Consider the following 21,362-nt stretch of genomic DNA (forward strand, 5'->3'; position numbering starts at 1 on the left):
GGCCCCGGAGTGCCCTACTTCAGCGTCGCCGAGGTCAGGCCGGACTGGATCTGCCGCTGGAAGGAGAGGTAGACCACCAGCATCGGGATCATCGCGATCGTCACGCCGGCGAACAGCACCGGCAGGTCGGTCGCGTATCCCTGCTGCTGCTGGAGCTGGATGAGGCCCTGGGTGAGCAGGTAGCGCTCGGGGTCCGATCCGGTCTGCGGCTGCATCAGCACGGTGGGCAGGATGTACTGGTTCCACTGCCCGAGGGTGTTGAAGATGCCGACGCTGATCAGGCCGGGCTTGGCCATCGGCAGCATCACCTGGAAGAAGATCCGGGTGTCCGAGGCCCCGTCGATCACCGCCGCCTCGTGCACCGCCGTGGGCAGGGTGCGGAAGAAGGAGTGCATGAAGAAGACGGTGAAGGGCAGCGAGTAGGCCACGTAGACCAGGATCAGGCCCTGGTAGGTGTTCAGCATGTCGAAGCGCTTGACCATGAAGAACAGCGGGACCAGCGCCAGGAACACCGGGAACATCGCCCCGCTGACGAAGAAGTAGTACAGGAACCGGTTCCCCGGGAAGGGGTAGCGGGCCAGTACGTACGCCGCCATCGAGCCGAGCAGCATGGTCAGCGGGACGGAGAACGCCATCACGATCAGGGTGTTGGCGAAGTAGTCCCCGATGCCCTTGTCCCAGGCGCGTCCGAAGGCGTCGAGGTTCCAGTTCGAGGGCCAGGCGAGGGCGGACCCGCCGATCTGCGCGTCGGTCTTGAAGGACCCGAGCGCCAGCCAGACCAGCGGCAGCACGATCAGGACCGCCCAGACGGCGAGGAATCCGTGCGAGAAGACGTTGAGGACCGCGCCCTCCGAGCCTCGCCGCCGCTCCCCCGGACCGGTGGAGCCGCCGGAGCGCTCGGCGGCCGCCTCGCCCGGGGCCTTGATCACTGTGGTCATGGTGTCTCCCGCTCCCGTTCCCGGTTGGTTCCGGGCTCTAGAACTCGATGCGCTCGCGGCGGGTCGCGCGCAGCGTGATGATCGAAAGGATCATGGTCAGGAGGAGCATGACCACGCCCATGGCGCAGGCGTAGCCGCTCTTGCCGAAGTACAGGAAGTTGCGCATCAGCACGGTCGCCATGACCTCGCTGTGGTGGTCGGGGCCGCCGCCGTACGGACCGGAGGTCATCGTCGAGACGAGGACGAACATGTCCATGGCTGCGATGCCGAGGTAGACGGCGGAGGTCTGGACGGAGTCCCACAGCAGGGGCAGGGTCACCTTGAAGAAGGTCTGCCCGCGGCCGGCGCCGTCGAGCAGCGCGGCCTCGTAGACGTCCCTGGGGATGGACTGCATGGCGGCGGAGAAGAGGACGAGGTAGAAGCCGACCCCGTGCCAGATGACCACCAGGAGCAGGCACCAGAGGACGAGATCGGGTTCGTTGAGCCATTCGACGGGGTGCTGGGCGTCCACCAGGCCGGCGCGGACCAGGACGCCGTTGAGCAGGCCGCCCTGGTCGCTGCGGTACACGGCGCCGAACAGTACGGCGAGGATGGCGAGGGACAGGACCTGCGGGAAGAAGTAGACGATCTTGTAGAAGGCCGATCCCCGGACGCCCTGGACCCCGCCGGCGCCGCCCCGGCCGCCCGCGTTCACCATGAAGGCGAAGAACAGGGCGATCAGGATGGTGACCACCGGGACGAACACCAGGAGCAGCAGGTTGTTCCAGAGGGCGCCGCGGAAGACCTCGTCCTTCATCAGCGCGGAGTAGTTGTCCAGTCCGACGAAGTCGAACACGGGCGACTGCCCCGACCAGTTGGTGAAGGAATACCCGAACGTCTGCACGTACGGCCAGATGACGAAGGTCAGGTACAGCGCGAGCGGGGCGAAGAGGAAGCCGGCGATGAATCCGGCCCGCCCCCTGCTCTGGGCTACGTGGCTCATGGTGTCCGTCCCTGGAGTGGCCGGGGTCAGCTGCGGCGGTTGTTCTTCGCGTTCGGGTCCTGGGCCGCCTTGTTCACCGCGGCCTGGCACCGCTTGATCCATTCCTTCGGCTGGATGCGCTTGGCCATCAGCTCATTGGACGCGTCCTGGATCGCCGTGTCCATTTCGCTGTACCACTCGGTGTACAGGTAGTTGAAGGTGCCCTCGCCGGCCGCCTTCAGGCCCTCCACCGCCGACTGGGTGCCGGGCCGCAGCTTGACGGCCGGGTCCACGCCGTCCTTGACCACGGTGAGCGAGTTCGCCTGCTGGGCGAACAGGGTCGACCATTCGCGTGACAGCATCGAACGGATGAACTCCAGGCCGCCGGGCCTGTTGGCGGCCTTCTCCGGGACGATGAAGGGCTCGCCCGCACCGGCCCGGATGGCCTCGAAGGGCAGTTTGCTGTCCGCGAGCGGCGGCACCGGCAGGAACTTCATGTCGAAGTCGTCCGGGGTCTGCTTGAGCTGCTCGTTCTCCAGCCAGGAGCCCGAGGGGATGAAGGCGGCCTTGTACTGGTTCCAGGCGGTCTGCGACTCCGTGTGGGTGAGGCCGTTGGTGCCCGGCATCAGCAGGCCCTTCTCCACCACCTCGTAGACGGCCTCGGCGGCGGCCAGGGCGGCCGGGTTGCCCTCGAAGGCGTTCGGCTCCAGGTTGTCGATGGCCTTCATGGCCTCCAGACCGCCCTTCTTGGCGATCAGGTCCATGATCACGACGTTGATGTAGTACGGGAACTTGCCCTGGTGGGCCAGGCCGCCGATGCCGGCCTCCTTGGCCTTCGCGCAGACCGCGAGGAACTCGTCCCAGGTCTTCGGCGGGGTCCAGCCCTTCTCCTTGAAGAGCTTGCCGGAGTACCAGAAGCCGTACACGGTGTAGACGTAGTTGAGGGCGACGAACTTGCCGCCCTGGGTGCCCTGTTCGACGGTGCCGGGGATCAGCGTGTCCCGGACCTTCTTGCTCGGGTCGTCCAGCGAGGGCGCGTCCAGCACCGGGGTGAGGTCGGCCAGCTGGCCGGCCTTGAAGAGCACGTCCAGCTTGATCTTCTGGGCGCCGGAGTTGTTGACCACGTCCGGCGGGTTGCCGCCGTTGAAGCGGGTCTGGAGCTTGCCGGTGATCTCCTGGGTGCCCAGGTGGGAGCTGGCGGTGCCCCATTTCTTGTCGAAGGCGGCCTCCCACGCCTTGGCGTAGTCGTCGCCGAAGCCGCCCTTGAAGATCACGACGTCCATCTTGCCGCCCTTGGCCACGCCGAAGGGGTTCTCCTTGGTGGCCGGCACCTTGTCCGGGCCCTTGGTGGTCTCCTCGCCACCTGAGGCACAGGCGGACAGGACGCCCATCGTGGGCACCGTGATCAGTCCGAGTGCTGCGGAGCGCTTGATCAGATCACGGCGTCCGAGGCCCTCACCAGTGGATCCCATGCTCGTGTCCTCGCCTTCGTCAGAAGTGTGAAGGAGGGCCCGGGGCCGCTCGTCCGCGGTGGCCCGGACGCGCACAGGTATAGTCCACTTCCGCTCGGGGCAGCAAGATCGTGCACAAGATTGGCCGACGCTTTTTCCGAGTCGAGACCTGTCCGTCATCCGGCGCTGCCGCCATGAAAAGCGGAAGGGCCGCACCCCCTTAACGGGGATACGGCCCTTTGGTGCCGCTGTCGTGGCTAGCCGCGGATCAGGTTCCGCAGCACGTACTGCATGATGCCGCCGTTGCGGTAGTAGTCCGCCTCACCGGGGGTGTCGATGCGGACGACCGCGTCGAACTCGACACCGGAGTCGGTGGTGACCTTGACCGTGCGCGGGGTGGTGCCGTTGTTCAGCTCCTCCACACCGGTGAAGGAGAAGGTCTCCTCGCCGGTGAGGCCCAGGGAGGCCGCGGTGGCGCCCTCGGGGAACTGCAGGGGCAGGACGCCCATGCCGATCAGGTTGGAGCGGTGGATGCGCTCGTAGGACTCGGCGATGACGGCCTTGACGCCGAGCAGCGCGGTGCCCTTGGCGGCCCAGTCGCGGGAGGAGCCGGAGCCGTACTCCTTGCCCGCCAGGATGACCAGCGGGATGCCGGCGGCCTGGTAGTTCTGGGAGGCGTCGTAGATGAAGGAGACCGGGGCGCCCTCGACGGTGAAGTCGCGGGTGAAGCCGCCCTCGGTGCCCGGCGCGATCTGGTTGCGCAGGCGGATGTTGGCGAACGTACCGCGGATCATGACCTCGTGGTTGCCGCGGCGGGAACCGTAGGAGTTGAAGTCGCGGCGCTCGACGCCGTGCTCGGTGAGGTACTTGCCGGCCGGGGTGTCGGCCTTGATCGCACCGGCCGGGGAGATGTGGTCGGTGGTGACCGAGTCGCCCAGCTTCGCCAGCACGCGGGCGCCGGCGATGTCGGAGACCGGGGTGGTCTCCATGGTCATGCCCTCGAAGTACGGGGGCTTGCGCACGTAGGTGGACTGCGGGTCCCACTCGAAGGTGTTGCCGGTCGGGATCGGCAGCGCCTGCCACTGGGCGTCGCCCGCGAAGACGTCCTGGTAGGACTTGTTGAACATGTCCTCGCCGATGGCGTTGGCGACGACGTCGTTGACCTCGGCCTCGGAGGGCCAGATGTCCTTGAGGAAGACCGGGTTGCCCTCGGTGTCGGTGCCGATGGCGTCGGTGGTGATGTCCACCTTCATGGAGCCCGCGATGGCGTACGCGACGACCAGCGGCGGGGAGGCCAGGTAGTTCATCTTGACGTCGGGGTTGATCCGGCCCTCGAAGTTGCGGTTGCCGGAGAGCACCGAGGTGACCGCGAGGTCGTGCTCGTTGATCGCCTTCGAGATCTCCTCGTCCAGCGGACCGGAGTTGCCGATGCAGGTGGTGCAGCCGTACCCGACGAGGTTGAAGCCCATCTTGTCCAGGTACGGGGTCAGGCCGGCCTTGTCGAAGTAGTCGGTGACGACCTTCGAGCCCGGGGCCAGGGTGGTCTTGACCCACGGCTTGCGGGACAGGCCCTTCTCGACCGCCTTCTTGGCCACGAGCGCCGCGGCGACCATGACGTAGGGGTTCGAGGTGTTGGTGCAGGAGGTGATCGCGGCGACGGTGACGGCGCCGTGGTCGATCTCGAAGGAGGTGCCGTCGGCCAGGGTGACCGTGGTCGGGCGGGTCGGCACGCCGTTGGTCTGCGCCGGGGCGTCGGAGGCCGGGAAGGACTCCTGGCCCGCCTCGTCGGCGTCGTCCACGTAGTTGAGGACGTCCACCGCGAACTGCTGGGCGGCGTTGGCCAGGACGATGCGGTCCTGCGGGCGCTTCGGGCCGGCGATGGAGGGGACGACCGTGGAGAGGTCCAGCTCCAGCTTCTCGGAGAAGTCCGGCTCGGCGGCCGGGTCCAGCCACAGGCCCTGCTCCTTGGCGTACGCCTCGACGAGCGCGACCTGCTGCTCGGAGCGGCCGGTGAGCTTGAGGTAGTTCAGGGTCTCGCCGTCGATCGGGAAGATCGCGGCGGTGGAGCCGAACTCGGGCGACATGTTGCCGATGGTGGCGCGGTTCGCGAGGGAGGTGGCGGCGACGCCCTCACCGTAGAACTCGACGAACTTGCCGACGACGCCGTGCTTGCGCAGCATCTCGGTGATGGTGAGCACCAGGTCGGTGGCGGTGGTGCCGGTGGGCAGCTCGCCGGTCAGCTTGAAGCCGACGACGCGCGGGATCAGCATGGAGACCGGCTGGCCGAGCATCGCGGCCTCGGCCTCGATGCCGCCGACGCCCCAGCCGAGCACACCGAGGCCGTTGACCATGGTGGTGTGGGAGTCGGTGCCGACGAGGGTGTCGGGGTAGGCGACGCCGCCCCGGACCATGACCGTGCGGGCCAGGTGCTCGATGTTCACCTGGTGGACGATGCCGGTGCCGGGCGGGACGACCTTGAACTCGTCGAAGGCGGTCTGACCCCAGCGCAGGAACTGGTAGCGCTCCTTGTTGCGGCCGTACTCCAGCTCCACGTTCTGGGTGAAGGCGTCCTTGGTGCCGAACTTGTCGGCGATGACGGAGTGGTCGATGACCAGCTCGGCCGGGGCCAGCGGGTTGATCTTCGACGGGTCGCCGCCGAGCTCCTTCACGGCCTCACGCATGGTGGCGAGGTCCACGACACAGGGAACGCCGGTGAAGTCCTGCATGATCACGCGGGCGGGCGTGAACTGGATCTCCTGGCTCGGCTGGGCCTGCGAGTCCCAGTTGCCCAGCGCGCGGATGTGGTCGGCGGTGATGTTCGCGCCGTCCTCCGTGCGGAGCAGGTTCTCCAGCAGCACCTTCAGGCTGTAGGGCAGACGGGCGGAGCCCTCCACCTTGTCCAGCCGGAAGATCTCGTACGACTCGTCGCCCACCTGCAGCGTGCTACGGGCGTCGAAGCTGTTCGCCGACACGACAGTCTCCTTCATGCATGAATTCGCGCGTTCTACCGCATCCTGCCGCGTGGCACTCTGGCCAATCCGCTAAGGTAGGGCTAAGTTAGGTAAGCCTTATCAGCGGGGCGGCTGCGGTTCGCCTTCGGCAGATATCTCGATGTCGAGATAACTCTAGTACATGGCCGCGCCGAGGTCATGCACGGCATGGCCCTGCCGGGATCGAGAACGCCCGGCGCCGCCGCAACCCCCTGCCGACCGCCCGCCGACCGCCCGCCGCCGATCCCGGCGAAAATGGCCGGTTGTCGCTCATGTTTGTCCGGTCGCGCCGATGCGGGCGCCCCCGGGTGACCCGAACCTGAACCCCTCGGATGCGACCGACGGGGGCGCGGAGTGGAAGCGGATGTGACGGCTGCGGTCGTGCGGGTGATGACCGATCTTGCGAGCGGCCTCACGGCCACGGTGGGAGCGGAGATCGGCCAGACCGTCTCCGGCATGGTCCGCGAGAGGCTCGGACGGGATCCGGCCGGGCAGGCGGCCCTCGCGGCCGTGGACGCCCGGCCCGGGGAGCCGGAGGCCCGGACCCTGCTGACGGAAGCGGTGTCCGCCTCGGTCGCCGACGACCCGGAGTTCGCCGACCGGCTCGCCCGGGCACTGGCAGGACCGCGGCCGGCCGCAGCGCCGCGGAGTTACACGGGCAGCATCGTGATCGACGGCGGCGCCAGGGTGCGCCGGAGCACCATCGCGCTGGGCCCCGTCACCTTCGACAACACTCCGGCCGGGCGGGCCCTGGCCGTCCTGCTCACCGTGGCCGTGGTCGCCCTGGCCGCCCTGGGCATCTACGGCGGGACACGGCTGTTCGACGGTGACGACTCCCCCGGGGCCGGCGGGGCCTTCGGTGCGATCGCGGGGGCGTCCGGGGGTGGGGACGGCGGCCGTGGCGGTCGTACGAGGGCCGCAGCGCTGACCGATGCGAAGGCGGTCAAGGCGGTGCTGCCGGACGCCGCGGGTCTGCCGAGCGGCTGGACGGAGGTCTCCGCACCCGAAGCCGGCGTCTCCTCACGGGACGACGGATCCACGTTCGAGGGCCGGGCCGAGTACCTGGGGCGCTACAGCATGGAGACGGAGTTCATGGTGTTCGCCTATCCCGGTGAGGCCGAGGCCCGGGCCGCCTTCGAGCAGAAGGGCGCGGGGGTGCGGAAGCTGACGATGCCGCGGTTCGGCGACGAAAGCACCGCCTTCACCCAGTCCACGAGCCGCGGAACCGGGTACGTCACCAAGACGACCCGTTACACGATGGTCCGCACCGGCACCGTGCTCACCCTCGTCGGCGGCAAGGACAACGAGAGCCGGTCCTACGACAGCGGCGACCTGGAGTCGCTCACCCGGCTGCTGTCCGAACGTGCCCGGGCGGCCCAGGCCGGCTGACCGGAAACGGGTTGCCCGGCGGGGCGGGGCTTGCGAACCTCGCGATCATGCCTACCTCCACGGCCGCTGGGACGAGGCGGCGAAGCGGCTCGCCGCGGACAGCGACAGCCACAAGAACCACGAGGCGGGCGCCGTCTTCGGCGAGGAGGGCGCCTACGACCCGCCCGCCCTGCGCACCGCCCTCGCCCGCTTCGACCATCCGGTCCTGGTCCTGGCCGGTGACTCCGACCTCCAGGGCCCGGTGCCCGTGCTGGCCGAGTTCAGCGGGCTCTTCGGGAAGGCAGAGCTCACCGTCCAGCCCGGCGCCGGCCACTTCCCGTGGATGGACGACCCCGCGTCATTCGCGTCGACGGTCGGCGCCTTCCTGGCCTGATCTGCACTCCGCCCGTGCCGGGACCGGTGCGGGCGAGCGGGCCGCGGCCGAGGTGACCGCGGGCCGCCGTGCCGTACGTCGCTTCGGAGAGCCGGGTCAGGGCTTCCAGGGGACGCGCGCAGTCGGCTTCGGCGCCGCCGCCCCGTCCGGCGTCTCGGGCTCCTTCGGGTTCAGGCGGGCACAGCAGGAGCCGGAGGCACCGAGTGAGCTCCGCACGGGCGACCGCGGCCGCCTCGGCGAGGGCGGCCAGGGCGAAGCCGTGGTCGAGGGAGTAGCGCAGGGCCAGCTCGGGCCAGAGGCGCACCAGGTGCTCGAAAACGGCATCGATCTCGCGGGCGATGGTGGCGGAACTCGCGAAGAGGGACAGCGCGGCGAGCACCGTGCCGGTGCCGGTGCCGGGGCCGGTGCCGGAATCGACCGCGTCACCGGAGGGTTCCGGCACGGCGGCGAAGGCCCGGAAAGAGCCCGCCGGGGATGTGCGGCCCGGTCGGGGATCGGGCCGGACCCGAGCGCCCGGAAGCCGCGCGGCTGCCTCGGTGGCGTCGGAGGGGGCCATGCCGAGGCTCCGTGCGAAGAGCTCGGCGAGGCCGGTGCCCGGTGCGTCCGCGGCCAGGTCCGGGACGGAGGGGTGGCTGATCAGGTAGTAGAGGCGTGTCGCCCCGTCCAGGCGGCGCCAGATGGCCGCGATCCGGTGCTGCCCGTCGAGTACCAAGGGCCTCTGCGTGCCCCGGGCGGGACCGGAGCTGGAGTAGGACAGGAAGAAGTGCGGGCGGGATTCACCCCGCGCGCCGTTCCCCCATTCCTGCCGGAAGTCCACGGCCGAACGCTGGCGAGAGGTCGGCGGACACGGGACCGGATGGGCGAGATACCCCGTCCCTGTTCGCCCCGCTCCTGCTCAGCGGCGGGGGCGCGAAGAGGCACGGGGGCGCAAAAGGGCCGGCACCGTGCGCTGTCCGGGGATCGCACGGGCGGCCGGGTCGGGCGATTCCACGAGCTCGACCAGGGCGGCCACAGCGAGCTCGGCGATGCGCTCGGGTTGGAGGGTCATCGTGGTCACCGGGACCTCGGTGGACTCGTAGGCGGGGTCCTCGCTGGCGCAGACGATCAGGAGGTCCTCGGGGACGCGCAGGCCGTGGCGGGCGGCGGCGGCCAGGGTCTGCCGGCCTCCCGGGTCGTAGAGGGAGTAGACGGCGTCGGCCGCGCCCCCGGCGAACGTCTCGTCGAAGGCGTGGCCGGGGGCGTCGTGCGGGTCGAAGACCACCGGGAGCGGCGGGCGGGCGCGGTCCGCGCACCAGCGTTCGTACGCCTCCGTCACCGCCCTGGTGTAGTGCTCGCCGCCGAAGCCGCCGTGCAGGGCGATGCGTTGCGCGCCGGCCGCCGCGAGGTGGTCGAGGACCTCCCGGGTGGTCGCGGCGTGGTCGTTGTCCACCCAGGTGTCCTCCGGCCGGGGAGCGGCCGGCCGGCCGTCGAAGACCACCGGGATGCCGCGGGCGCGCAGGGCGCGGAGCACCGGATCGTCCTGCGGGCTGTCGAGGAGCAGCATTCCGTCCACGGCGAGGTTGTGCCACAGTGCCTCGGCCCCGCGGTCGGCGGGGAGGGTGGTCAGGGCGTAACCGCGGGCGTGCGCGGCGGCGGTGGCGGCCGTCAGCCAGCGGGAGAAGTACGAGACCGCGACGTAGTTCCACGCCGAACCGGCGAAGGTGGTGACGGCCAGGCCGAGGGTGCGGGTCCGCGGTCCGGCGGCGGGCGCGCCGTAGCCGAGGGCGGTCGCGACCGCCCGGACCCGGCGGCGGGTGGCCTCGCCGATCCGCCCGGTGCCGTTGAGGGCGTGCGACACCGTCGCCGTGGACACCTCCGCGGCGCGCGCTATGTCGGCGATGGTCGGGCTGGCGGGCACGGGGGCCATCGTACGGATCCCGGCGCGGGCCGCGCGTGGTCACGGCGACGGGTCGGGCGGCGCAGGGGACGACGGCGGCGGATCGGGACGCGGGGCGGGCGGCGTGTGGGCGGGGTGCGGATTCCGTTGCCGGGGGCGGGTTCCGGTTAAGGGGTTAATCACCGATCGTCCTGGCCACTGCCAACCTTTGGAGTGGTCATGACGTCTTCCTCCTCCCTGTCCCGGCGGGGTCTGCTCGCCGCCGCCGGTGCCGCGGGTGCGGCCGGTCTGCTCGGCGGCCCGGCGGCGGGTGCCGCTGCCGCCGCGCCCGCTACCGGCACCGGCACCGGTAGCGGTTCGAAGCGCGGTTCGGCCGCCCTGGTGATCCACAACGCCCGAGTGTTCACGGGGACGCAGGGCGGTCCGCCGGTCGACGCGGTCGCGGTCGGCCGGGACGGCACGATCCTCGACACCGGGCGGGGCCGGTCCCTGCACCGCTACGTCGGCCGGGACACCGAGGTGGTCGACGCCCGCGGCAACACGGTGATGAGCGGGATCCACGACGGGCACGTCCACCCGCTCGGGGCGGGCGACCGCTCGCTGCGTTCCTCCCTGGACGGTGCGGAAACCACCCTGCCCGAACTCCAGGAGATCCTGCGCGGGTTCCTCGCCGACACCGGCGGGGCCGGCGCCGAGCCGGACGGCTGGCTGGTGGTGGAGGACTGGAACCCGGTCGGGCTGCTGCCGACCGGCACCGTCCCGCACCACTCCATGCTGGACGCGCTGCCGACCCGCCGCCCGGTGATCCTGGTCGGCGGGGACGGCCACAACCTCTGGGCCAATCAACGTGCCCTGGACATCGCCGGGATCACCGCGGCCACCCCCGACCCGGCCGGCGGGAAGATCGTCAAGGGGCCCGACGGCCGCCCCACGGGCGTGCTCAAGGACGACGCGCAGGGTCTGGTCAAGCGGCACGTCCCGGAGCCGACGCGGGCAGAACTGGTCGCGGCCTGCGCGAAGGTACTGGAGCAGGCGGCCGCCTCCGGCGTCACCACGATGATGGACGCGCTGGTGGGACGGCACGAGCTGGAGCTCTACCGGGACCTCGCCGCGGCCGGGAAGCTGCCCCAGCGGATCGTGCCCGCGATCCGGCTGGAGGTGGAGAAGACCCGGGACCCGGCGGCCGCCCTGGCGTACGCGCGGGGCCTGCGCCGGGAGTTCGGGGGCGTGCCCGGGCTCCGGTTCGGGATGATCAAGGTCTTTCTGGACGGGGTCATCGAGTACCCGGCCCAGACGGCCGCCCTGCTGGAGCCCTACCTGGACGGCACCACGGGGAAGCCGACGGACAACCGGGGCGAGCTGTACACCACGGCCGGGGAGTACGGACGGCTCACCGCCGCCTTCAACCGGGCCGGCTGGCAGATGCACGCGCACGGACTCGGCGACCGGGCGGTCCGTACCGCCCTCGACGGGTACGCGTACGCGCGCCGGGCCACCGGGCAGCGCGACCCGCGCAACGCCGTCGCGCACCTGCAGATCGTGGACCCGGCCGACCTGCGGCGGTTCGCCGCCCTGGGCGTCGCGGCCTGCATGCAGCTGCAGTGGGCGGCGAAGGACACCTGGACGATGGAGGCGCTGCTGCCGTACATCGGGCCGCGGCGGCACCGGTGGATGTACCCGGCACGGAGCCTGGAGCGGGCCGGGGCCCGGCTGTCCGGCGGCTCGGACTGGCCGGTGGACGCGCTGCAGGTGTGGAACCAGCTGCGGACCGCCGTCGACCGGCAGGGCGCGCACGGCAGCGGTGAGCTCTACCGCGAGCTGGAAGGGTTGAGCCGTGCGTCCGCCCTGCGGATGCACACGTCGGGCACCGCGTGGCAGCTCCGCCAGGAGGCACTGACCGGGACCGTGGAGCGGGGGAAGGCCGCCGACCTGGTGGTGCTGGACCGGGACGTGACCCGTTGCCCGGTACCGGACATCAGCGACACGGCGGTCGAACTGACCCTGGTCGGCGGGCGGGTGGTGCACGACGCACGGTCGGTGGCGGGCCGTGCGGCCGCGGCCCGCCTCACCCGGGCGGCGTCCGGTCCGCGCCCGGCGTCGTACGCGGCGATCCACGGCGGCAGTCGGCACGACGCCTGCTGCGGGGCGTAGCGGCCTCCCGCCGGCCCGCGGCCCTTGGCTGCGGAATCGGCCTCCGGGGCCGCAGTGCCGGAGGCGGGGGCGGCGGCGCGGCAGCGGCCGGAGGCGGGGCGGGGGCGGCGGGCCGCAGGCGTCACCCGCTGCCCGAGACCTCCAGGCGGCGGCCGGCCGGGATCAGGCGCTCGCGGTCCAGGCTGGCCTCCAGTTCGTCCAGCGCCCGGCGGGCGTTCGCGATCCGCTCGCGCACCTCAAGGGTGTGCGCGTCCGCCACGGACGCTCCTGCGACCGCTGCCGCTGCCGCCGTCGACGATGGCGATGGCGATGGCGATGGCGACGACGGTGATGGCGACGGCGACGACGGTGATAGCGGCGGCGACGGCTGCTTCGGGCTCGCCCGCCTCGCCTGCTCCTCCTTCTCCATCTCCCGCGCCTCGTCCAGCGAGCCGAGGACCACCCCGATCAGCATGTTGACCAGCAGGAAGGAGGCCAGCAGGGCGTACGACGCGTAGTAGAGGATGCTGAACCGGGAGATCTCCAGCCCGGCCCGAACGGCATCGGTGAGGCCGTCCATCGTGGTGAGCAGGAACAACGTCAGGCCCGCCCGGCCGATGGAGCCGTAGTGGGCGGGGTCGACCCCGGCGAAGCAGATCCAGCCGATCATGGCGTAGACGTAGAGCACCAGCCCGCCGACGAACAGGAAGCTCATGGTGCCCGGCAGGCTGCGCCCCATCGCGATGAGCAGGATCCGCAACTGCGGCAGGAAGCGGGCGGTCCGCAGCACCCTGGCCAGCCGCAGCAGCCGGAAGACGGTGGCGTTGTCCCACACCATCGGGAGGACCGAGGAGAGCACGACGGCCAGGTCGAAGAGGTGCCAGGGGTCGCGGAAGAACTCGCGCGGCCGGTCCGCGCAGGCGGCGGCGCGGATCAGCAGCTCCAGCGCGAACAGCGCCAGGCAGGCGTGTTCGACGGCCCGGATCTCCTGCTCGTAGGCGAGGGCGGTCCCGCGGTACGTCTCCACGCCGAGGACCGCGGCGTTCACCAGGATCAGCGCGAAGACGCTCAGCCCGAAGGCGGGATCCTCGATGATCGCCCGGCAGCGGGTGGCTAATCCCACCCGGCGACGGGACGGCCGTGCCTCGGGCATCATCGGGCATCACCTCTGCGCAGCTCGGACTTCGGGCACACCGGGCGTCACGGCCAGGACATGCCGGGCGTGGAGAGACCCGCGACGCAGGGGCGTGTGCGCGGGGTCGCACGGATCAACGTCGGAACGCGCCCCCGGACGTCCCCCGACGGGGATCATGACCGGATCGAGTGAATTGACGGCCGGGATCGGCAGCGGGGTGCGGACGGGCGGGGGTCACGGGCGGGGGGTCACGGGCGGGGGTCGCCCAGCAGGCCCTGCCGTACGACCCAGGCGTTGACTGCGGCCGCGATCTCCTCGCCGCGGTCCTCAGGGGCGAGGTGTGCTGCGTGGCCGCAGTACTCGGTCTCCAGGGCGGCGATGTTCTCCTCGCACCAGGCGGTCAGTTCCGGTCCGACCATCAGCGTGGGTGAGCCGTCGAAGGTGAGCAGCAGCTTCGGTACGCCCGGGGTGCCGGCCAGCCAGGCGTCGTACGCCTCGACGCGGGCGACCACATCGGCGGGTTCTCCGTCCAGCGGCATGGAGCGCGCCCACTGGAGCATGGGGAGCCGGCTCTCGGGGGTCGGGTAGGGGGCGGCGTAGACGGCGTGGTCCGCTTCGGTCAGCGGGTTCAGGACGGTCTTGTGGATGCTGTCCTCGATGAAGACGTTCTCCTCCAGGACGAGCCGCTCCCCCACCCCCGGCGTCTTGAGGGCTTGGAACCGGGACCGGGAGGATTCGGGGTATTCCGCCCAGGTCATGGGGCGCAGGACGGTCTCCATGAAGGCGGTGCCGCGCACCCGCCCGGGGTGCCGGGCGGCGTGGTCGAAGGCGAGCGCGCCGCCCCAGTCCTGGCCGACGAGGACCACGTCGTCGAGGCCGAGGGCCTCGAACCAGGCGTCCAGGTAGCGGGCGTGGTCGGCGAACCGGTACGCGCCGCCGGGCTTGCCGGAGCGCCCCATGCCGATGAGGTCGGGTGCGAGGACCCGGATCCCGTCGGCCATCCGGGGCAGGACCTTCCGCCACAGATGGGATGAAGTCGGGTTGCCGTGCAGGAAGACGAAGGGCACCCCTTCGCCCCGGTCCTCGTAGTACATCGTCGAGTCGAGCACGTCGATGACGGGCATTTCAGCCCCTCCATTTCGTTTGGGCGACTAACGTTCGCGGCACGAACGAAATTAGACCGTTAGTGCCACGAACGCAAGGGCTAGGATCGGGACATGGAAACGGAAGGCAAGACCTCGCAGCCCGGCCCGCCGGTCCCCGCCCGGCTGCGCGAACTGCCCAGCCGGCTGCTGGGGCAGGCGGCGACCCTGGCCCAACGCCTGGTCGTGGAGGGACTGACCGGGGCAGATGCCCGCAAATGGCATTACGCCGCCCTGGTCGCACTGGACGAGTACGGGCCGGCCAGCCAGGCCGAGCTGAGCGCCCGTACCGGGATCCACCGGAGCGATCTGGTCGCCGTACTCAACGAGCTCGCCGGGCGCGGGGACGTGGAGCGGACCCCCGATCCGGCGGACCGCCGACGGAATGTCATCACTCTCACACCGCACGGACGGAAGCAGCTCGGCCGCCTGGAACAGCTGCTCCGGCAGACCCAGGAGGAACTCCTGTCCCCACTGTCCCCCCGTGAACAGCAGCAGCTCACCGCCCTGCTGACGAAGCTCGTGGCCCATCACGCGGGTACGGCGGGCCGGATGGAGCCGGGCGAAAACTGACCGAAGGTGCGGCAAGCGGAACGGCCGGGCAGAAGCAGTCAGGACCCGGGACAGAACGGACACGATCTGACGGTGGGTAACACCCGTCTGCCGCACCCCACGCGAGCCCCATCTCATATCTGAGATACGGTGCATCCATGGCAGACGACTACCTCGTACGCATCGGCAGGCTCATCCGTGACGCCCGGCAACACCGGGGATGGACGCAGAGCCAGCTCGCCGAGGCGCTGGGCACCAGCCAGAGCGCCGTGAACCGGATCGAGCGCGGCAACCAGAACATCAGCCTTGAGATGATCGCCCGAATCGGCGAAGCGCTCGACAGCGAGATCGTCGCTCTCGGCTACTCCGGACCGATGCACCTGAGGGTCGTCGGCGGGCGCCGCCTCTCCGGCGCCATCGACGTCAAGACGAGCAAGAACGCGTGCGTGGCGCTGCTCTGCGCCAGCCTGCTCAACAAGGGCCGCACGGTCCTGCGCCGGGTCGCCCGGATCGAGGAGGTCTACCGCCTGCTGGAGGTACTCGGCTCCATCGGCGTCCGCACCCGCTGGATCAACGACGGCGTGGACCTGGAACTCGTCCCGCCGGCCGAGCTCGACATGGACGCCATCGACGCGGAGGCGGCCGTACGGACCCGGAGCATCATCATGTTCCTGGGCCCCCTGCTCCACCGGATGGACCAGTTCCGCCTGCCCTACGCCGGCGGCTGCGACCTCGGTACCCGCACCATCGAGCCGCACATGATCGCCCTGCGCCGCTTCGGCCTGGACATCACCGCGACCGAGGGCATCTACCACGCCAAGGTCGAGCCCGGCGTCAGCCCCGGCCGCCCGATCGTGCTGACCGAGCGCGGGGACACCGTCACCGAGAACGCGCTGCTGGCCGCGGCCCGCCACGACGGCGTCACGGTCATCCGCAACGCCTCCTCCAACTACATGGTCCAGGACCTGTGCTTCTTCCTCGAGGCACTGGGCGTCGAGGTCGAGGGCATCGGCACCACCACCCTCACGGTGCACGGCGTCCCGAACATCGACGTGGACGTGGACTACTCGCCCTCCGAGGACCCGGTCGAGGCCATGAGCCTGCTGGCCGCCGCGGTGGTCACGGAATCCGAACTGACCATCCGCCGCGTGCCGATCGAGTTCATGGAGATCGAGCTCGCGGTCCTGGAGGAGATGGGCCTGGACCACGACCGCTCGGCGGAGTACACGGCCGACAACGGCCGCACCCGCCTGGTCGACCTGACGGTCCGCCCCTCCAAGCTCGAGGCGCCGATCGACAAGATCCACCCCATGCCGTTCCCGGGCCTGAACATCGACAACGTCCCGTTCTTCGCGGCGATCGCGGCCACCGCCCAGGGCAAGACCCTCATCCACGACTGGGTCTACGACAACCGCGCCATCTACCTCACCGACCTCAACCGCCTCGGCGGCCGCCTCCAGCTCCTGGACCCGCACCGCGTCCTGGTCGAAGGCCCCACCCGCTGGCGCGCGGCGGAGATGATGTGCCCGCCGGCCCTCCGCCCGGCGGTGGTCGTCCTCCTGGCCATGATGGCCGCCGAGGGCACCTCGGTCCTCCGCAACGTCTACGTCATCAACCGCGGCTACGAGGAACTGGCGGAACGCCTCAACTCGGTCGGCGCCCAGATCGAGATCTTCCGCGACATCTAGCCACCGCTTGCCGCGAGACCGGCAACCGCACGAAGCCCCCGCCTCGCGGGGGCTTCGTCATTTCTGCGAGCTCCGCCCCCAGGAGCCGTCCGGAAGCACCTGAGCACATGGCTGGAGGAGAACCCGGACCAGGCCGTGGCCGTCGTCGGTCGGACGGCGACCGGAAGCGTACGCCCGAACTCGTCCTGACGGTGGGGTCGGTGCCGGAACATCGCAAAGGATGACGTTGTGCGTGACGTTGTGCGTGTGCGCCCTCGCGCTGCTGCTGCACGAGCGTCAAGGCCGGAGAGGGCGGTGAGGGCGTCAAGGGTGGAAATCGGCCGTGTGAGGTGTGGGTGGACTCGCCCTCCCGGGTAACGGGGCGGCAGAATCAGCGTGTTGAGATCGCGGAAGGGGCACCGGGATGGCAGTGACGGACAGTGTCGGCGCGAAGGTCCCGGGGCTGGCGGGGGTACCGCTGCTCGGGTCGCTGCTCGACCTGCAGAAGGACTCGCTCGGGACCTATCTGCGGGCCCGGCGCGAACTCGGTGACGTGGTCCGGGTCACCGCCGGGCCGCCCGGCCTGCGGGCCGAACTGTACTGCGTGTTCTCCGCCGAGGGGGCCCAGCAGGTGCTGGCCTCCGACGCGGCCAACTTCCGCAAGGAGAACACCTTCTACCAGGAAGTCCGGGAATCCTTCGGGAACGGCCTGCTGACCAGCCAGGACGAGGACTACCTGCGCCAGCGGCGGCTGGTGCAGCCGCTGTTCACCCGGCGCCGGGTGGACTCGTACGCCGGTGCCATAGCTGCCGAGGCGCAGACCGCGCTCGACGCCTGGCGCGACGCTCCCGGCGGGGTCGTGGACGTGGCGGACTCCATGATGGAGCTCGCCCTGCGCGCGGTGGCGAGGATCCTGTTCGGGGCGGACGTAGAGGCCACCGTTCCGGTCGTGGACCGGTGTTTTCCGGTCATCACCGATTACGTGCTCAGGCGCGGCTACTCCCCCAAATCCATCCCCCGCACCTGGCCCACCCCGGGCAACAAGCGGGCGGCCGCCGCGATCGCCGAGCTGTACGGCGTGTGCGACGGGATCGTGGAGCGCCGGCGCCGCGGCGAGGACGGCGGCGAGGACCTGCTGTCGCTGCTCGCGGCGGCCGGCAGCGGTGAGGACGGCGCGTTCGACGACGCCGAACTCCGCGACCAGGTGCTCATCTTCCTGCTCGCCGGGCACGAGACCACCGCGACCTCCCTGGCCTTCTCCCTGCACCTGCTCGCGCGTCACCCCGAGGTCCAGGACCGTGCCCGCGAGGAGGTCGCGAAGGTGCTGGGCGGGCGGGACCCGGAGGCCGCGGACCTGGACCGGCTGCCGTACCTGACGCAGGTGCTGAAGGAGGCGATGCGGCTGTATCCGGCCGCCCCGGTGATCGGCCGCCGGTCCGTCGCCGCGACCGAGGTCGACGGGTACGCCGTGCCCGCGGGCGCGGACGTGATCGTGGCGCCCTGGGTCACCCACCGGCACCCGCGCTACTGGCCGGATCCCGAGCGGTTCGACCCGGACCGGTTCGGCCCGGAGGCGGAGGCGGGGCGGCCCCGATACGCCTGGCTGCCGTTCGGCGGTGGCCCGCGCGCGTGCATCGGGCAGCACTTCTCGATGCTGGAGTCGGTGATCGCACTGGCGATGATGGTCCGGGCGTACGAGTTCGAGCCGGTGGATGAGGAGGTGCCGGTGGCGGCCGGGATCACCCTGCGGGTGGCCGGGCCGGCCCGGTGCCGGATCCGCCCCCTCAGCCCGTCGTAACTCGCGGCGCGGCGGGCGGCGGACCGCGGGCGGCGGGATGGCGACGGCGGGCGGCGGAATGGCGGGCATGAGACGGTCGTGGGGCGTCACCGGGCACGGGACGTGGCGGCTGGTCACCGCCGTGCCGGCGGCCGCCCTGCGGCCCGGGGTGCGCGGGTACCGCGGCTACCGGGTGGAGATGGACCGCCCGCAGCGCCGGATCGAGATCCCGAACGGGACCGCGACGGTGGTCGTCAACTTCGACGGGCCGGTACGGATATCCAGGGCGGGCGGCACACGATCCGCTGCCGCGGCGGGGGCCGGTTCGGGGCCCGGTGCCCCTTCGGGCGCCGGTGCAGGCGAGGCCTATGGTTCGCTGCTCACCGGTCTGCGCACCGACGCGACGGTCGGTGAGCACGCCGGGCGGCTGCAGGGGGTGGAGGTCCACTTCGCGCCGTGGATGGCGTACACCGTCTTCCGGCTCCCCATGTACGAGCTCCGGGACCGGGTCGTCCCGCTCGCCGACCCCGGTCTGCTGGGCGCCGAGGCCGGCCGCCTGGAGGCCGGGCTCGCCCGGGCGCCGGGCTGGGCCGAGCGGTTCGCGCTGCTCGACGCGGTGCTGCTGGAGCGGGCGGCCTCGGGGCCCGCCGCCGCCCCGCAGGTGGTGTGGGCGTGGGGGCGGCTGCTGCGTACGGGCGGCCTGGTGCCGCTCGACGACCTCGCGGCCGGTGCGGGCTGGAGCGCGCGGCGCCTGGAGGACCGGTTCCGGGAGCAGATCGGGCTGTCCCCGAAGTCCGCCGCGCGGGTGCTGCGGATGCAGCGGGCGCTGCGGATGCTGACCAGCGGGTACCGGGCGTCCGAGGCGGCGTCGGCGTGCGGCTTCTACGACCAGGCGCACCTGCACCGGGACTTCCGGGAGATGACCGGCTGCGCGCCGGGGCAGTTCCTGGCGTACCGGGGCGGGGGCGAGCGGCCGGTGGACCGGGTGCCGGGGCGGGTGACCAGCGTGCTGCTGTGACCTGGCGGTGGGCCGGTCCGGGTCCTGGACGGGCGGGGCGCCGCCCAAGCCCCGGTGGGCCGGTCCGGGGCGGCCCGGCACCGCCCGGACGCCGCCCAAGCTCCGGCCCGAGCTTGGGGCGGCGGTTTTTTCCAATACCCGGGCCCGGGCCGCCTGCGAGGATGACGCCACTTCCACCAGGCCACCGGGCGTACGGGGGTGGGGCCGGGACGTGCGGGCTGCGCCTGCCCCCCGGCCCCGGTCGCCCGGTCACCCCTCACCGGGAGTCGGCGCCCGGTGAGGGGTGGCCGGGGCACTCCGGCCCCGGCCACCCGGTGGAGGTCGGCCCCGCCCCGCCTCCCGGCGGAGGTGGCCCCCCGTCTGGCCCGGTCACCCGTGGTGATTGCCCTGGAGGCGTTCCAGGTCCGAGGGGCGGACCTGGATCACGAACAGGGCGATCAGCGCCCCGATCAGCGTGAAGGCCGCCGCCACGGTGAACGCCGTGGACACGCCCGCCGTGAGGACCCGGTCCCCCCACGGATCCGGGAGCATCCGGGTCCGCTCGAACAGCACCCGCTGGGCCGGCGTGGCCTGCGCCAGGAAGGCCGCGACCTGTTGCGCACCCTCCGTCCGGCCGGCCGCGCCGAACACGGTGACCAGGATGGACAGGCCCAGCGAGCCGCCCACCTGCTGGGTGGTGTTCAGCAGTCCGGAGGCCGCGCCCGATTCCTGGTCGGCGACGTTCGACAGGGCCATCAGGGTCAGCGAGACGAACTGCATGCCCATGCCCGCGCTGAACAGCAGCATCGGCCCCAGGATGCTGCCGAGGTAGGTGGAGTGGATGTCGGTGAGGCTCAGCCAGGCCAGGCCGACGGTCGTGCTCAGCGCACCACCCACCATGAAGGGCTTCGGCCCGAGTTTCGGGAGCAGCTTGGAGGTGATGTTCGCGAACACCGCGACCACCACGCTGACCGGTAGGAAGGCCAGGCCGGCCTGGATCGGGCTGAAGCCCAGCACGTTCTGTACGAACAGGGTCAGGAAGAAGAACATGCCGAACAGCGCGCAGGCGAGGAAGAGCATCATGCCGTACGTGCCGGCGCGGTTGCGGTCGGCGAACATGTGCAGCGGGGTGATCGGTTGCCGCGAGCGGCGCTCGATCAGCACGAACCCGGTGAGCAGCAGCACCGCCGAGCCGAAGGAGATCAGGGTGCCCGGGTCCCGCCAGCCGTCCTCGGCAGCGCGGATGAACCCGTAGACCAGGGCCACCACGCCGAGGGTGCCGGTCAGCGCGCCCGCGAGGTCGAAGTGCCCGGGGTGGCGCTCGGACTCCTTCAGGACGCGCGGCGCGATCAGGGCGATGGTCAGTGCGATGGGGACGTTGACGAACAGCACCCACCGCCAGTCGAGCCATTCGACGAGCATGCCGCCGGCCAGCAGGCCGATCGCTCCGCCGCCCGCCGAGACCGCCGCGAAGACGCCGAAGGCCCGGTTGCGGTCAGGGCCTTCCTTGAAGGTGGTGCTGATCAGGGCCAGCGAGGTCGGCGACGCGACCGCCGCACCGGCGCCCTGCAGGGCGCGGGCGGCCATCAGCTGACCCGCGTTCTGGGCGAATCCGCCGAGCAGCGAGGCCAGTCCGAACAGCAGTACGCCGAAGATCCACACCCGGCGCCGGCCGAGGATGTCGCCGGCCCGGCCGCCCAGCAGCATCAGACCGCCGAAGGTGAGGGTGTAGGCGTTGACCACCCAGGACAGGCTCTCGGTGGAGAAGCCCAGCGCCGTCTGGATGTGCGGCAGGGCGATGTTCACGATGGTGATGTCGAGCACCACCATCAACTGGCAGGAGGCGATGACGACGAGGGCGGCGAGTCCGTCCCCGCGCCCTTCGGCTGTGCCGCCGCCCGGTCGGGTGGACGGCAGGGAGGCGTTCCGGTCCGCGTTGCGGTCCACCCTTACGACGCTAGACCCGAGCGCGGAGCGTCACCAC

Annotated in this window: 16 protein-coding genes; 7 read left to right on the forward strand and 9 right to left on the reverse strand. The window is 71.3% G+C overall.

What is annotated here, in order from left to right:
* Positions 1-14 precede the first annotated feature (14 nt).
* The 4 genes from AC067U_RS04080 to acnA all read right to left on the reverse strand — a co-directional run bounded on the left by AC067U_RS04080 (position 15) and on the right by acnA (position 6,322).
* Positions 15-938, reverse strand: a complete 924-nt coding sequence (locus AC067U_RS04080) for a carbohydrate ABC transporter permease (RefSeq protein WP_478828018.1) — start codon at positions 936-938, stop codon at positions 15-17.
* Between the two features lie 37 nt (positions 939-975).
* On the reverse strand, positions 976-1,920 hold the full coding sequence (locus AC067U_RS04085) for a carbohydrate ABC transporter permease (protein ID WP_478828019.1): 945 nt from the start codon (positions 1,918-1,920) through the stop codon (positions 976-978).
* Positions 1,921-1,946: 26 nt separating this feature from the next.
* On the reverse strand, positions 1,947-3,371 hold the full coding sequence (gene ngcE, locus AC067U_RS04090; RefSeq protein WP_478828020.1) for an N-acetylglucosamine/diacetylchitobiose ABC transporter substrate-binding protein: 1,425 nt from the start codon (positions 3,369-3,371) through the stop codon (positions 1,947-1,949).
* Between the two features lie 236 nt (positions 3,372-3,607).
* Positions 3,608-6,322, reverse strand: coding sequence for an aconitate hydratase AcnA (acnA, locus tag AC067U_RS04095; RefSeq protein ID WP_478828021.1), 2,715 nt, complete (start codon positions 6,320-6,322; stop codon positions 3,608-3,610).
* Positions 6,323-6,706: 384 nt separating this feature from the next.
* On the opposite strand from acnA, the gene AC067U_RS04100 reads away from it, so the two are divergent.
* Positions 6,707-7,729 carry a hypothetical protein gene (locus tag AC067U_RS04100; protein WP_478828022.1) on the forward strand — a complete coding sequence of 341 codons (1,023 nt, stop codon included), beginning with the start codon at positions 6,707-6,709 and terminating at the stop codon, positions 7,727-7,729.
* Positions 7,704-8,102: an alpha/beta fold hydrolase gene (locus AC067U_RS04105; protein ID WP_478828023.1), complete on the forward strand. Its 399-nt coding sequence runs from the start codon at positions 7,704-7,706 to the stop codon at positions 8,100-8,102. The genes AC067U_RS04100 and AC067U_RS04105 overlap by 26 nt, the downstream gene beginning before the upstream one ends.
* Here the strand turns inward: AC067U_RS04105 and AC067U_RS04110 are convergent.
* Both AC067U_RS04110 and AC067U_RS04115 read right to left on the reverse strand, forming a co-directional pair.
* A complete protein-coding gene (locus AC067U_RS04110; protein ID WP_478828024.1) occupies positions 8,017-8,919 on the reverse strand; it encodes a hypothetical protein in 903 nt (300 codons plus the stop codon). The two genes, AC067U_RS04105 and AC067U_RS04110, sit on opposite strands and share 86 nt — an antisense overlap.
* Before the next feature lie 78 nt (positions 8,920-8,997).
* Positions 8,998-10,008 carry a LacI family DNA-binding transcriptional regulator gene (locus tag AC067U_RS04115; protein WP_478828025.1) on the reverse strand — a complete coding sequence of 337 codons (1,011 nt, stop codon included), beginning with the start codon at positions 10,006-10,008 and terminating at the stop codon, positions 8,998-9,000.
* A gap of 189 nt (positions 10,009-10,197) precedes the next feature.
* Here AC067U_RS04115 and AC067U_RS04120 point away from each other — a divergent pair, with 189 nt between their 5' ends.
* Entirely contained in the window at positions 10,198-12,129 is a 1,932-nt protein-coding gene (locus AC067U_RS04120; protein WP_478828026.1) for an amidohydrolase, read from the forward strand.
* A gap of 121 nt (positions 12,130-12,250) precedes the next feature.
* On the opposite strand, the gene AC067U_RS04125 is transcribed toward AC067U_RS04120, so the two are convergent.
* Both AC067U_RS04125 and AC067U_RS04130 read right to left on the reverse strand, forming a co-directional pair.
* Complete coding sequence (locus AC067U_RS04125; protein WP_478828027.1) at positions 12,251-13,264, reverse strand: ion transporter; 1,014 nt, start codon at positions 13,262-13,264, stop codon at positions 12,251-12,253.
* A 227-nt stretch (positions 13,265-13,491) separates the two neighbouring features.
* Positions 13,492-14,367 (reverse strand): haloalkane dehalogenase, encoded by an 876-nt coding sequence (locus AC067U_RS04130; RefSeq protein ID WP_478828028.1) that lies wholly within the window; start codon positions 14,365-14,367, stop codon positions 13,492-13,494.
* A gap of 93 nt (positions 14,368-14,460) precedes the next feature.
* Here AC067U_RS04130 and AC067U_RS04135 point away from each other — a divergent pair, with 93 nt between their 5' ends.
* From AC067U_RS04135 to AC067U_RS04150, 4 genes are all read left to right on the forward strand, one after another.
* Positions 14,461-14,958, forward strand: coding sequence for a MarR family winged helix-turn-helix transcriptional regulator (locus AC067U_RS04135; protein WP_478828029.1), 498 nt, complete (start codon positions 14,461-14,463; stop codon positions 14,956-14,958).
* A 137-nt stretch (positions 14,959-15,095) separates the two neighbouring features.
* Positions 15,096-16,625, forward strand: coding sequence for a helix-turn-helix domain-containing protein (locus AC067U_RS04140; protein WP_478828030.1), 1,530 nt, complete (start codon positions 15,096-15,098; stop codon positions 16,623-16,625).
* A gap of 403 nt (positions 16,626-17,028) precedes the next feature.
* Positions 17,029-18,402, forward strand: coding sequence for a cytochrome P450 (locus tag AC067U_RS04145; RefSeq protein WP_478828031.1), 1,374 nt, complete (start codon positions 17,029-17,031; stop codon positions 18,400-18,402).
* Positions 18,403-18,469: 67 nt separating this feature from the next.
* Entirely contained in the window at positions 18,470-19,399 is a 930-nt protein-coding gene (locus tag AC067U_RS04150; protein WP_478828032.1) for a helix-turn-helix domain-containing protein, read from the forward strand.
* Positions 19,400-19,768: 369 nt separating this feature from the next.
* Here the strand turns inward: AC067U_RS04150 and AC067U_RS04155 are convergent, their stop codons facing one another.
* On the reverse strand, positions 19,769-21,208 hold the full coding sequence (locus tag AC067U_RS04155) for an MFS transporter (protein WP_478828286.1): 1,440 nt from the start codon (positions 21,206-21,208) through the stop codon (positions 19,769-19,771).
* Positions 21,209-21,362 lie beyond the last annotated feature (154 nt).

The organism is Streptomyces sp. NPDC043853, assembly GCF_056436025.1.